The following is a 12,756-nucleotide window of genomic DNA, read 5'->3' as shown; positions in this document are numbered from 1 at the left end:
GGCACTGGCAACATCCTAGGCAGCGGACTATGATTCGAAAACTTCTATTATTCGATCTCTGCTATCCAAAAAATGAATATCGGCAGCAAGGACCTGAACCTGCTGTACGTGTTCCACGTGCTGTATCAGGAGGGCAATGCCTCGCGCGCGGCCGCGCGCATGGCGCTGAGCCAGCCGGCGCTGAGCCACAAGCTCAACCGCCTGCGCGACGAGCTCGGCGATCCGCTGTTCGTGCGTGCGCCGCGCGGCCTGACGCCGACGCCGCGTGCGCACGCGCTGGCGCCACAGGTGCAGCGGCTGATCGGGGATCTCGACGCGTTCTATGATGCCTGTGCCGGCCACGACTACCTGGCGCGCAGCGAGCACCTGCACATCTACACCACCGACTACATGGAGCAGCTGCTGCTGCCCGCCCTGCTGCCGCGGCTGCGCAGCCAGGCGCCGGGCGTGGTGCTGGTCACGCACAACACGCGCGGCGAGCTGCCGCGCGAGGAACTGGAGAAGGGCACCTGCGACCTGGCGATCGCGGGTTTCTATGAGAACCTGCCCGATACCTTCCACCAGCAGCGGCTGTGCAGCGAGGACTTCGTGGTGCTGGCCTCGCGCGCCAATCCGCGCATCGCCGATGGCCTGGATCTCGACGCCTTCCTGGCGTGCGAACACCTGCTGACCACGCTGACCGGCGACCTCAACGGCGTGGTTGACCGTGCGCTTGCCCGGCAGGGGCACAAGCGCAGGGTGGTGGCGGGATTGTCGAGCTTCCTTGCGCCGAGCCGGCTGGTGCGCGGCACGGAACTGCTGCTGACCTGCCTGCGCTCGGTCGCGGAAGAGGCCGTGGCGCGCGACCCTGATCTGGTGCTGCTGCCGGTGCCGTTCGCGCTGCCCCACGTCGACATGATGCAGATCTGGCACGCGCGCACCGATGCCGACCGGCTGCGGCGCTGGCTGCGCCAGCAGATCCAGGAGGCGGCCAGCGCCATCAGCGCGGCCGAGCCGGCCGCGCGCAAGCCCCGCGTCAGGCGCGGTTGACCACCGGCAGCAGCGCGCCCTGCACCGCGCGCGCCGCATCCGAGGCCAGGAACAGGATCACGTCGGCCAGCGCATCCAGGCTGACCCAGCGCGCGGCATCGGCATCCGGCATGGCCTGGCGGTTCTCGGGCGTATCCAGCACGCTGGGCAGCACCGCGTTGACGCGGATGCCCTGGTCGCGCAGCTCTGCCGACATCGATTCGGTCACACGCGCCAGCGCGTCCTTCGAGGCGCAATAAGCGCTCATCTGCGCCAGCCCGCGCGCCGCCGAGTTGGCACCCACGTTGACGATGGCGCCGCCGCCGGCGGCCAGCATGTGCGGCACCACCGCGCGCGCCATGTTCAGCACCGTGCCCACGTTCATGTCGAACACGTGGTTCCAGGCCTCGGCGCTGGTTTCATGCACGCTTGGGCCCATGGCGAAGCCGCCGGCCAGGTTGCACACCACGTCGATGCGGCCGCATGACTGAACCGCTTGCGCGACGGCCTCGCTCAGCTTGGCGGCATCCAGCAGGTCCGCCTGCAGCGTGAGGTGGCCGGTGCCCGCTTCGGGCAGCGGCGCTGCATGCCGGTCCAGCAGCACCACGCGCGCGCCTGCCTGCGCGAAGGCCTGTGCCACGGCGCGGCCCAGGTTGCCGCGTGCGCCGGTGATCAATACGTTCTTGCCGTTGAAGTTCATTTGCGTGCTCCTGCGCCGTCGTGGCGCGCATGGTCGGGTCAGCATCGCCCGGGGGCCGGCTTTTACCATCGTGGGCCGGGGCGAAAAACGCAAGCCAGTCTACGCACCGCTCCCCAACATTTGCTTGCGAAATTGCCTCGGGCTAACCCTTGAACGGCACAGGAAGTTGCGCGCCACGCCGCGTCATTGCCGATTGCGCCGTGGCTTGCGCGCTGGCGTGGTGTCCGCGGGGGCGGCCGCCGCTTCCGCCGCCGCGGTCTGTTCAAGGAAGGCCACCAGCAGCCGCGCCGCCGGCGACAGCAGTTCCAGGTCGCGGAAGCAGATCGCAAAGCGCCGCCGCGCCCAGTCGTTGCGCAGCGGGATCACGCGCAGGCCGAAGGTAGGCGCGATCGGCGCGGCGATCTCGGCCGGGATGATGGTGATGCCCAGGTCGGCACGCACACAGCGCAGCGCAGCGTCGAAGGTCGAGACCACCGCGCGGTAGCCAATGCCGCGCCCGAGGATGGCCGCATAGCGCGTCAGCATGGTCTGCACCGCGGTCTGGGCGGGCATGCCGATATGGTCGTAGTCCAGCGTGTCCTCGAAGCGGCAGTCCTCGGCCTGCGCCAGCGGATGCGAGGCGTGGACCACTGCCGCGAGCTGGTCGGTGCGGTAGGGCCGGGTCTGGAAGCCTTCCAGGTCGGCCGCGTCCCAGCAGATGCCCAGCGGCGCCGAGCCCTCGCGCAGCGCTCGCACCACGTCACTGCTCAGGCTTTCCTCGATGGTCACGCGCACATCGCGGTTGGCCGGCTGCTGCAGGAAGGCGGCAATATCGTCCGGCAGCGATTCCGCCATTGAGGACACCGTCGCCAGCAGCCGCACCTGCCCGCGTATGCCTGCGCCGTAGTCGGCCATGTCGCGCGCGACGCGGTCCGCCGCCGCCAGCATGGCGCGCGCATGCGCCAGCACCATTTCGCCCGCGGGCGTCGGGATCACGCCGCGGCGGCGCCGCTCCAGCAGGGTTGCGCCAACCGTCCCTTCCAGTTGCGCCAGCCGCTTGCTGATGGCCGATGCCACGATGTGCTCCTGCTCGCCCGCACGCGCCATGTTGCGGGTTTCGCAGACGGCGACGAACAGGCGCAGGGTGGTGAGGTCGAGGTCTCGCATGGTAAGGGGCTGCGTGTTTCCGGAATGGAATGTTAAGCCCCTTTGGTTGCCGGTAGTCATTCATCCGGGAATTTCTGGATGTAGTTGTGCGGCGCCCGGCAGACATTCCGGTTCGGAATGTTATCGTGCGCGAATCACCGCTTCAGCTCTTGGGCAGAAACTCATAGAGTTCTTCCGTCGCCCCCACTGCGGGGCGCAAACCGGAAGCCCCTGAATCATGTCTGTTCCCTTTCCCCGCCACGCCGTTATCCGCGAAGTCGGATTGCGCGATGGCCTGCAGAGCATCCGCACCATCCTGCCCACGGCCAGCAAGGAAGCGTGGATCCGCGGCGCGTACGCGGCCGGTCTGCGCGAGCTGGAGGTGGGCTCGTTCGTGCCCGCGCACCTGCTGCCGCAACTGGCCGATACCGCGCAGCTGGTCGCGTTCGCGCGCACGCTGCCGGGTTTGTTCGTCTCGGTGCTGGTGCCGAACCTGCGCGGCGCGCAGGATGCGCTGGCCAGCGGCGCGGACCTGATGCTCGTGCCGCTGTCGGCCAGCCATGCGCACAGCCTGGCCAACCTGCGCAAGACGCCGGATGAAGTGGTGGCTGAAGTGGCGCGCATCCGCGCCGCGCGCGATGCCAGCGGCGCGAAGACGCTGATCGAAGGCGGTGTCGGCACCGCGTTCGGCTGCACGCTGCAGGGCCATGTCGATCCCGATGAAGTGCTGCGCCTGATGCAGGCGCTGCTCGATGCCGGCGCCGACCGCGTCAGCCTGGCGGATACCGTCGGCTATGCCGACCCGCACATGGTGCGCGAGCTGTTTGCGCGCGCCGTCGATATCGCCGGCGATCGGTTCTGGTGCGGCCATTTCCACGATACCCGCGGGCTTGGCCTGGCCAACGTCCACGCGGCGCTGGAAACCGGCGTGACCCGCTTTGACGCCTGCCTGGCCGGCATCGGCGGCTGCCCGCACGCGCCCGGCGCCAGCGGCAATGTCACGACCGAAGACCTGGCCTACATGCTCGGCAGCATGGGCATCGACACCGGCATCGATATCGGCCGCTTGCTGGCGCTGCGTGAAGACGTGGCTGGCTGGCTCAAGGACGAAACCCTGCACGGCACGCTGTGGCGCGCCGGCCTGCCCAAGACCTTCCCGGCCCAGCCTGCTGGCGCCGCTGCCTGAGACGCAAGATGACCCAAGACAACAGCAACTCCCTGCCGCTGGCCGGCATCCGCGTGGTCGAATTCACGCATATGGTGATGGGCCCCACCTGCGGCATGATCCTGGCCGACCTGGGCGCCGAGGTGATCAAGGTAGAGCCGCCCGGCGGCGACAAGACGCGCAACCTGCCGGGCCTGGGCATCGGCTTCTTCCGCGCCTTCAACCGCAACAAGAAGAGCGTGGTGCTGGACATCACCACCGAGGAAGGGCGTGCCACCGCGGCCGAGCTGGCGGGCCAGAGCGACGTGCTGCTGGAGAACTTCCGGCCCGGCCTGATGCAGAAGCTGGGGCTGGACTACGCCACACTGTCGCGCGACTACCCGCACCTGATCTACGTCTCGCACAAGGGCTTCCTGCCCGGCCCGTACGAGAACCGGCTGGCGCTCGACGAGGTGGTGCAGATGATGGGCGGGCTGTCCTACATGACCGGCCCAAGCGGGCGGCCGCTGCGCGCGGGCACCTCGGTCAACGACATCATGGGCGGCATGTTCGGCGCCATCGGCGTGCTGGCCGCGCTGCGCGAGCGCGACCGCACCGGGCGCGGCCAGGAGATCCAGAGCGCGCTGTTCGAGAACTGCGTATTCCTGGCTTCGCAGCATATGCAGCAGTTTGCGATGACCGGCGAGGCGCCGCCGCCGATGCCGTCGCGCGTGTCGGCGTGGAGCGTGTATGACGTCTTTACGCTGGCCGGCGACGAGCAGCTGTTTATCGGCGCGGTCAGCGACAAGCAGTTCGCGACGCTGTGCCAGGTGCTGGAGCATCCGGAGCTTCTCGGCAAGCCCGAGTACGCCAGCAATGCCTCGCGCGTGGCGGTGCGTCCGCAACTGCTCGATGAGCTGGGCGCGATCCTGCGCCACCACCGCAGCGCAGAACTGGCGCCCAGGCTCGAAGCCGCCGGCATCCCCTATGCGCCGATCGTGCGCCCGGACCAGCTGCTCGACGATCCGCACCTGCTTGCCAGCGGCGGGCTGGTGCCGATGCAGGCCGACGACAGCTCGACCACGCCCACGGTGCTGCTGCCGCTGCTGATGGGCGGGCGCCGCCCGGGCGTGCGCCGGCCGCTGCCCAGGGCCGGCGAGCACAACGAAGAGATCCTGTTGCAGCTCGGCCAGGGCCGCGCCGGCTGACCGGTACCACGACGGGCATGCCGCGGCACAGCGGCAGCCCGCAAAGATCCTACGATAACGATACGGAGACAACCTCATGCACCCCCGTCGCATCCTTCTCAAGTCAGCGCTGGCGCTGGCCGCCACCGTGGCCGCCGCGCTGGCCGCGCCCGGCATCGGCGCGCTCGCGCAGGGCAATACCGGCAAACCGGTGCGCCTGATCCTGCCGATCAGCGCCGGTTCCGGCGTGGACACCATCGCGCGCGCGGCCGGTCCGGCCCTGGGCAAGGCCTTTGGCCAGCCGGTGGTGATCGAGAACCTGCCCGGCGCCGGCGGTATCACCGGGGCCGCGGCCGTGGTCAAGGCGCAGCCGGATGGCAGCACGCTCGGGCTGGTCTCGAACAACCATGTCATCAACCCGAGCGTGTTCCGCACCATGCCGTTCGATGCCATCAAGGACATCACCCCGATCAGCGTGATCGGCACCACGCCGCTGGTGCTTGTCGTGAATCCCAAGGTGCCGGCAAGGAACGTGAAGGAACTGGTGGCGCTGCTCAAGGCCAGGCCCGACGGCTACAACTACGGCTCGTCCGGCAACGGCACCATCATCCACCTGGCCGGGGAGATGTTCCTGGACGAGGCCGGCGTGAGTGCGCGCCACGTTCCGTACAAGGGCACGGGCCCGATGATGAACGACCTGATCGCCGGACAGGTGGAACTGGGCGTGGTTGCGCTCAACGCGGTGGCGCCGCACCTGAAGGCCGGCACACTGCGCGCGATCGGCGTGTGCGGCGACAAGCGCTCGTCCGCCGCGCCGGAGATCCCCACCATCGCCGAACAAGGCTTGCCCCACTACAACGTCGCCGGCTGGTTTGCCGTGGTCGGCCCCGCCGGCATGCCGCCGGCAGAGGTAAAGCGCGTGCATGACGCATTTGCCAGGGCCTTCACCTCGCCCGAAGTGCTGGAGGCCATGAAGAAGCAGGCCACCGTGATCGAGCCCGGCACACCCGAGGCGGCCGCCAGCTTCTTCCGCAGCGAGGCCACGCGCTACGCCGCACTGGTGAAGAAGGCCAACGTCAAGGTCGAATAGCGGCGGCTGGGCTGAACCATCGGGCGCGGCCTGCAGGCCGCGCGGCGAACGCCTAGAATGCAGCATCGCCCCCGTGACGATGCCCTGCAGGAGGACGCGCCATGACCGACAAGCCAGTCAGGATCCCCGGCCCCGACCACCCGATCACCATCACGCCGACGGCCGGCAGGGTGGTGGTCAGGGTGGCGGGCATTGCCATTGCGGACAGCGACGCGGCGCTGACCCTGCAAGAGGCGACCTACCCGCCGGTGCAGTACATCCCGCGCGAGCATGTCGACTTGGCGCAGCTGGAGCGTACCGCGCACACGACGTACTGCCCATACAAGGGCGATTGCAGCTACTTCTCCATCCCCGCCGGCGGCGAGCGCGCGCGCAATGCGGTGTGGAGCTACGAGACGCCTTACCCCGCGGTGGCGGCGATCGCCTCGCACCTGGCCTTCTACCCGGACCGCGTCGACAGCATCGAGATTCTCGGCGCCTGAGCGCGCGCCGCCCGGCATGGCGGCATATCCATCTGCGAAACCATTCGTTCCTGATCGGGGCGCGCACCGCTATCGTCTGCCCATCCAGACTTCAGTGAGTGCCTTCCATGTCCTTCCGTTCCTTCCTGCTGCGCGGCGCCATCGTCGCCGGCGTTGCCGTCATGGCCTCCGGTACCGCGCTGGCGGATCGCCTCGACGATATCCGCAAGGCCGGCGTGCTGCACGTGGGCGTGTTCGATGCCAACCCGCCGTTCGGCTTTGTCGATCCGAAGACGCATGCGCCAGCGGGCCTGGATGTCGACTATGCCAACGAGATTGCCAGCCGCCTTGGCGTCAAGGCGGAGTTCCGCGCCACCAACCCCGCCAACCGCATTCCGCTGCTGGCCTCGCAGAAGGTGGATATCGTCGCGGCCAACTTCACCATCACCGATGAACGCCGCCAGCAGATCGGCTTCTCCACGCCTTACTTTGCCAGCGGGCTGCAGTTCATCGCAAGGAAGGGGGCGCTGCGCCAGCCCGATGAACTGAAGGCCTGGCGCCTGGGCGTGGACAAGGGCACCACGCAGGAAACCACGCTGCGCCAGCGCTACCCCGACGCGCGCGTGATCGCCTATGACGATTCGCCGCTGGCGCTGCAGGCGCTGCGCACCGGCGCGATCCAGGCCTTTGCGCAGGACGGCGCCAAGCTCGGCGCGCTGCTGGCCACGCTGCCCAACCGCGACCAGTTCGAGATCTCGCCCTTCACGCTGACGCGCGAATACATGGGCGTGGGCGTGCCCAAGGGCGAGGAGCGCCTGCAGGCCGCCATCGACCAGATCCTGCTGGAGCTGGAGAAGAGCGGCACGGCGGCGCGCATCTACGACAAGTACTTCGGGCCGAAGAGCCAGGCGCCGCTGGCGCGCGACTTCACCATCGGCAGCACGGTCAAGTAAGCACGCCACAGCCTGATCGCCCCTGACCCATGGTTTCCATTCTCTGGCAGTCGTTGCCGGCCAAATACCTGCACTGGCTGCTCGGCGGCTTTGCCATGACGGTGGCGCTGTCGCTGGCGGTGTTCCTGCTCGGCTGCGCGCTGGCCGCAGCCTGGCTGGCGCTGCGCAGGGTGCCGTGGCGCCCCGTGGCCATCGCGGCCAATGCGGTGATCGGGCTGCTGCGCAAGACGCCGCTGCTGGTGCAGCTGTTCTTCTGGTACTTCGGTGCCGCGCAATTGCTGGGCGATGCGGCCATCGGCGCGATCTCGGACTGGCGCGGCCTCCAGATGTGTGCCGTGGCCATTCCCGCGCCGTCGCTGGAAGCGCTGGCCAGCGTATTCGGCATCGCCCTGTATGCCAGCGCCTTCTATGCGCAGGAACTCGAAGCCGGAATCGCCGCGGTGCCGCGCGGGCAGTTCGCCGCGGCGCTGGCGCTGGGCTTCGCGCCGCGTGCCGCGTGGTGGCGCATCGTGCTGCCGCAGGCGCTGCGGATTGCGGCGCGGCCGATGGTGGGGCAGTTTTGCCAGACCATCAAGAACACCTCGCTGGCCATGGCGATCGGCTTTGCCGAACTCTCTTACACCGCGCGCCAGGTCGAGACCGATACGCTGATGGCCTTCCAGGCTTTCGGCATTGCCACGCTGCTCTATGCGGCGTTGATCCTGTCGCTGCAGGCGGTGGCGCCGGCCTTGCTCAGGCGCCTCGGCTGGACCGGAGCACGTCATGCCTGATGGGATGGCAAGCCTGCCGGCGGGCCTGGCGCTGGTATGGGGCCAGCTGCCCTACTTGCTCAAAGGCGCTTTCCCCGAGGGCCCGCTGGCCGGCGCGGCGCTGACGCTGTGGATAGCGGCGCTCGCCTGCGCCGGCGCCACGGTGCTGGGCATTGCGCTGGCGCTGCTGCTGGAGCTTGCGCCATCCAGCGTCACGCGCGTGCTGCGCGCCGTGCTGGCGTTGCTGCGCGCGGTGCCGGTGCTGATGCTGATCTTCTGGACTTACTTCTTGCTGCCGATGCTGGCCGGCGTGCAGGTCAGCGAAGTGCTGACCGTGGTGCTGGCGCTGGCACTGGTGGGCGCCGCGTTTATCGCGCAGAGCCTGCACGCGGGAATTGCCGCGATCGGCGCGGGCCAGCGCCAGGCGGCGCTGGCGCTGGGCATGTCGCGCACGCAGGCACTCTGGCATGTGGTGCTGCCGCAGGCGCTGCGCGCCATGCTGCCGTCCCTGGCCAACACCTGGGTGGCGCTGACCAAGGATACGTCGCTGGCTTATATCGTCGGCGTCAGTGAGCTGTCGACACTGGCCACGCAGGTCAATGGCCGCAGCATGAGCTATGCGGCGGAAGTGTTCGCAGCGGTTGCGCTGCTCTACTTCGTGCTGTGCGTGATGATCGAGGCGGGTGCCGCTGCGGCGCTGCGCCGCCTGCAGGGATCGCACCGGCGCGGCAGGGCCGAGGTCGCGGTGGCGCGCCAGGCCATGGCGCAGTCTGCAAGGGCCGGTGCCCCGATGCTCTGACATCGGCAAAGGCGGGTGCCCCGCGGCTGCCGCCATCCTTGCAATCCCCGCAAGCTTCGCCTTACATGAAGGCTTGCTGTTGCGGCCCGCCCCCACGCAACTCGCCTTGTCTTGCGCGCCGCCACGCCTGTCCAGATCCATTGCGGCACCCACCCGGCTGGAGGCACCATCATGCTCGGACTCACGCAGCTTGGCATCATCCATACCCTGATCAGTCTGGCGGGACTGGCCTGCGGCCTGGTGGCGCTCTCGAGCACCGGCATGGTGCGCCTGCATACCCGGCTCGGACTGGCCTATGTCATCGGCACCGTGCTGAGTTGCCTGACCGGGTTTGGCATCTTCCAGCACGGCGGATTCGGCAAGCCCCATGTGCTGGGCATCGTCACGCTGCTGGTGCTGGCGGTCGCGGTCTGCGCGGCACGCGGTGCATTCGGGCGCATGAGCCGCTACGTGGAGGTGGTGTCGCTGTCGCTGACGGTGTTCTTCCACTTCATCCCGGGCCTGACCGAGACCGGCACGCGCCTGCCGGTGGGCAATCCGGTCTTTGCCAATGCGGAAGCGCCGGAACTGAAGGGGATCGTCGGCGTGCTGTTCCTGGTATTCCTGGCGGGGGCGGTGCTGCAGGTGCGCTATCTGCGACGCCAGCCAGGAGCAGGCGCAGGTTCGTTCCCGGGCCGGATAGCGTGACTGCCGGGCGGCCTAGGGGCCGAGTGCCGCGTCTATCATGGCCACGGCCAGCCCGACCAGCAGCGCAAGCGCCGACGCGATGAACCATCGCACGGTCTTGCGGTATTCATCCACTGCATCGTCCTCGATGCGCAGCGCGCGGTAGAGCGCCACGATCTGCAGCGACACCGCGGCCAGTAGCGAGACCGCGGCGAACAGCGCGCGCAGGTTCCAGTGGCCGGGACTCTCGAAGCCCCAGAACCGCCAGAACGCCAGCGAGAAGCCGAGCAGCACCGTGATCGCGGTGATGATGCCCTGGCGGTAGCCGTTGGGCACCAGTTGCGGCGCGGGCTTGGGCGGAGCCGCTGGCTCGGGAGCAATCATCATGGGGCTCCGTGATCGTGTTGCGTGGCCACAGCCCTGCCGGCACGCCGCGGGCTCAGCTTCGGTTCTCCGGCAACTGCACCACGGCCAGCGTGGCATCGGCAGTACCGACGACCCTGCTGACATGCCCCTTGCCCGTGGTGTCTTCCAGCAATAGCGCACTGCCCGCCGACAGCGGCCGGCGTTCGCCATCGCTGGCTTCGAACTCCATCGCACCAGCCAGCACGAAAATCCACATGCGCAGCGGCGACGGGTGCAGTGCGCCCACCCAGCCGGCCGGCACCAGCAGGAAGCCCTGCCGCGCGGCTTCGTCCAGCGGCGACACCCAGAAGGCGCGCGCGGGCGGCGCGAACAGGCGCTCGGTGATGGCAACGGAAATGGGGCCGAAGTGGGATTCGCCGGCGGCATCCGCGTAAAGCCGTTCGAAGGCCAGCGGTGGACGGGCGGTTGTGACGGGTTCTGCAGCGACAGCCATGGCGCACCTCCCTGCGGCGCATTGCGCGCGGCATTGTTATGCAGCCAGTCTAGGTTGCCGGGCGCGGAGTGCAATGCCGGCCATGAGGCGCGCGCTGGCGCCCCCGCACCGTGCTTCAACCCTTGCTGAAGATGCTGTAGAAGTCCGGCGCGCCGCTGTCGGGCACGCTCAGGTCGAGCGAACCCTCGATGTGTTCCAGGTGTTCCGCCATCAACGCGCTGGCGCGCGCGGCGTCGCGCTGCTCGATGGCGTCGATCAGCTGGCGGTGCTCATGCTCGGCGCAGGCCGGTGCGCCGGGGCGGTCATACAGCGTGATGATCAGGCAGGTCAGTGACACCATCTCGCGGATCAGCTTTTCGAGGATGGCATTGCCGGCCATCTCCGCCAGCAGGATATGGAATTCCCCCGACAGGCGGATCATCGCGGCGCGGTCGCCGCGCGCGCGCGCGTTGTCTTCTTCCATGGCATGGCGGCGCAGGCTGCGGACTTTGGCCGGCGTGGCACGCTGGGCCAGTTCGGCCGCCAGCGCGGGTTCGACCACGCGGCGCGCCTGGAACACCTCGCGCGCCTCGTCCACCGTGGGGCTGGAGACAAAGGCGCCGCGATTGGGCACCAGCGTGACCAGCTTCTCATGCGCCAGGCGCGCGAAGACCTGGCGGATGCGGGCCCGGCTGGCGCCGGTTACTTCGCACAGCCGTTCCTCGACCAGCTTGGTGCCGGCCAGCAGGCGATGCTCCATGATCGCGGTCAGCAGGCTGAGGTAGATGGCCTCGGTGGCGGAAGCTTCGCTGGCGGCGGCCTCCGGGCCGGCGCTTTCCTCCGGTGCGGCATTGGCGGCGGCCTTGGGTGCTGTTTTCAGGGTTGCCTTGGATGCGGGCCGGCGCGGCGTTTTTGCTGCCGCGCCGGGCGCCGCCTTCTTCGATGTGGTTGCCATATCAGGGGACGGACATTTCAGCCTGTCGCCGGAACTGGCGACGAAAGACGGCTATATCGTACACAAATATGGCGACACGGACGGCATTTGTCAGGCCGGGGCAACTTCCTCGGGCATCGTGCCCACGGCTGCGGCATCGCCCGCGGCTTGGAACGGGTGCACCTGCGCCCAGTGGCGGGCGATGTCGACACGGCGGCAGATCCACACCTTGTCGTGTCCCTGCACATAGTCGAGAAAGCGCTGCAGCGCGCGGAAGCGGCCCGGGCGGCCGAGCAGGCGGCAGTGCATGCCGATCGACAGCATCTTGGGGCTGTCCTGGCCGCTCGGGTCGCCTTCCTCATACAAGACGTCGAACGCATCCTTCAGGTACTGGAAGAACTGTTCGCCGGTATTGAAGCCCTGCGGCGTGGCAAAGCGCATGTCGTTGGAGTCGAGCGTGTACGGCACCACCAGGTGCGGCTTCTTCTCGCCGCCGGTGACTTCCACCTCGGTCCAGAAGGGCAGGTCGTCGCCGTAGTAGTCCGAGTCGTACAGGAGGCCGCCGTGCTCCACCACCAGGCGGCGCGTGTTGGGGCTGTCGCGGCCGGTGTACCAGCCCAGCGGCAGTTCGCCGGTCAGGTCCTTGATGATCTGCATGCCGATGCGCATGTGCTCGCGCTCGGTGGCTTCGTCGATGCCCTGGTAGTGGATCCAGCGCCAGCCGTGGCAGGCGATCTCGTGGCCCAGTTCGACAAAGGCGCGGGTCAGTTCAGGATGGCGTTGCAGCGCCATCGACACGCCGAAGATGGTCAGCGGCAGGCCGCGCTTCTCGAACTCGCGCAGCAGGCGCCAGACGCCGGCGCGCGAGCCGTATTCGTAGATGCCCTCCATGCTCATGTGGCGGTCGGGGTAGGCCGCGGCGCCGACGATCTCGGAGAGGAACTGCTCGGAGGCGGCGTCGCCGTGCAGCACGCAGTTTTCGCCGCCTTCTTCGTAGTTGAGGACGAACTGCAGCGCAACGCGCGCACCGCCCGGCCAGCGGGCGTGCGGCGGCCGGGCGCCGTAACCGATGAGATCGCGTGGATAGCGGGACTGGAGCATG

At 68.6% G+C, this 12,756-nt stretch carries 15 protein-coding genes; 9 read left to right on the top strand and 6 right to left on the bottom strand.

All coding sequences use genetic code 11. The features are described 5' to 3' along the window. The first annotated feature begins 72 nt into the window (after nt 1–72). On the top strand, nt 73–1,029 hold the full coding sequence (locus tag AC3WRR_RS11220; RefSeq protein WP_058698780.1) for a LysR family transcriptional regulator: 957 nt from the start codon (nt 73–75) through the stop codon (nt 1,027–1,029). Here AC3WRR_RS11220 and AC3WRR_RS11215 read toward each other — a convergent pair. Then, nucleotides 1,016–1,708 carry an SDR family NAD(P)-dependent oxidoreductase gene (locus AC3WRR_RS11215; protein ID WP_011617917.1) on the bottom strand — a complete coding sequence of 231 codons (693 nt, stop codon included), beginning with the start codon at nt 1,706–1,708 and terminating at the stop codon, nt 1,016–1,018. The two genes, AC3WRR_RS11220 and AC3WRR_RS11215, sit on opposite strands and share 14 nt — an antisense overlap. A 183-nt stretch (nt 1,709–1,891) precedes the next feature. Next, nucleotides 1,892–2,854, bottom strand: coding sequence for a LysR family transcriptional regulator (locus AC3WRR_RS11210; RefSeq protein WP_010810771.1), 963 nt, complete (start codon nt 2,852–2,854; stop codon nt 1,892–1,894). A 217-nt stretch (nt 2,855–3,071) separates the two neighbouring features. Between AC3WRR_RS11210 and AC3WRR_RS11205 the strand changes: the two genes are divergently transcribed. The 8 genes from AC3WRR_RS11205 (at nt 3,072) to AC3WRR_RS11170 (ending at nt 9,903) form a co-directional block, all read left to right on the top strand. Further along, entirely contained in the window at nt 3,072–4,019 is a 948-nt protein-coding gene (locus tag AC3WRR_RS11205; RefSeq protein ID WP_011617915.1) for a hydroxymethylglutaryl-CoA lyase, read from the top strand. 8 nt (nt 4,020–4,027) lie between these two features. Continuing rightward, nucleotides 4,028–5,185 (top strand): CaiB/BaiF CoA transferase family protein, encoded by a 1,158-nt coding sequence (locus AC3WRR_RS11200; RefSeq protein WP_492296968.1) that lies wholly within the window; start codon nt 4,028–4,030, stop codon nt 5,183–5,185. Between the two features lie 76 nt (nt 5,186–5,261). Continuing rightward, nucleotides 5,262–6,254 carry a tripartite tricarboxylate transporter substrate binding protein gene (locus AC3WRR_RS11195; protein ID WP_011617913.1) on the top strand — a complete coding sequence of 331 codons (993 nt, stop codon included), beginning with the start codon at nt 5,262–5,264 and terminating at the stop codon, nt 6,252–6,254. Between the two features lie 101 nt (nt 6,255–6,355). Beyond that, a complete protein-coding gene (locus tag AC3WRR_RS11190) occupies nt 6,356–6,736 on the top strand; it encodes a DUF427 domain-containing protein (protein ID WP_011617912.1) in 381 nt (126 codons plus the stop codon). Nucleotides 6,737–6,843: 107 nt separating this feature from the next. After that, on the top strand, nt 6,844–7,668 hold the full coding sequence (locus AC3WRR_RS11185) for an ABC transporter substrate-binding protein (RefSeq protein ID WP_010810766.1): 825 nt from the start codon (nt 6,844–6,846) through the stop codon (nt 7,666–7,668). Nucleotides 7,669–7,697: 29 nt separating this feature from the next. Beyond that, on the top strand, nt 7,698–8,438 hold the full coding sequence (locus AC3WRR_RS11180) for an ABC transporter permease subunit (RefSeq protein ID WP_011617911.1): 741 nt from the start codon (nt 7,698–7,700) through the stop codon (nt 8,436–8,438). Then, entirely contained in the window at nt 8,431–9,216 is a 786-nt protein-coding gene (locus AC3WRR_RS11175; RefSeq protein WP_136227892.1) for an amino acid ABC transporter permease, read from the top strand. The genes AC3WRR_RS11180 and AC3WRR_RS11175 overlap by 8 nt, the downstream gene beginning before the upstream one ends. A 171-nt stretch (nt 9,217–9,387) precedes the next feature. Beyond that, the gene (locus AC3WRR_RS11170; RefSeq protein ID WP_010810763.1) at nt 9,388–9,903 is read left to right on the top strand and encodes a DUF2306 domain-containing protein; all 516 of its coding nucleotides are present in this window, start codon (nt 9,388–9,390) and stop codon (nt 9,901–9,903) included. A gap of 12 nt (nt 9,904–9,915) precedes the next feature. On the opposite strand, the gene AC3WRR_RS11165 is transcribed toward AC3WRR_RS11170, so the two are convergent. From AC3WRR_RS11165 to puuE, 4 genes are all read right to left on the bottom strand, one after another. Then, the gene (locus AC3WRR_RS11165) at nt 9,916–10,266 is read right to left on the bottom strand and encodes a hypothetical protein (protein ID WP_037024831.1); all 351 of its coding nucleotides are present in this window, start codon (nt 10,264–10,266) and stop codon (nt 9,916–9,918) included. A gap of 55 nt (nt 10,267–10,321) precedes the next feature. Further along, nucleotides 10,322–10,741, bottom strand: coding sequence for a cupin domain-containing protein (locus AC3WRR_RS11160; protein WP_010810761.1), 420 nt, complete (start codon nt 10,739–10,741; stop codon nt 10,322–10,324). 115 nt (nt 10,742–10,856) lie between these two features. Next, nucleotides 10,857–11,675, bottom strand: a complete 819-nt coding sequence (locus tag AC3WRR_RS11155; protein ID WP_010810760.1) for a GntR family transcriptional regulator — start codon at nt 11,673–11,675, stop codon at nt 10,857–10,859. A gap of 90 nt (nt 11,676–11,765) precedes the next feature. Continuing rightward, nucleotides 11,766–12,755: an allantoinase PuuE gene (puuE, locus tag AC3WRR_RS11150; protein ID WP_051398616.1), complete on the bottom strand. Its 990-nt coding sequence runs from the start codon at nt 12,753–12,755 to the stop codon at nt 11,766–11,768. Between the last annotated feature and the right edge of the window lies 1 nt (nt 12,756).

The sequence above is a fragment of the Cupriavidus sp. FW305-3-2-15-C-LB2 genome (assembly GCF_058787575.1).
This window is presented reverse-complemented; position numbering and strand designations above follow the sequence as displayed.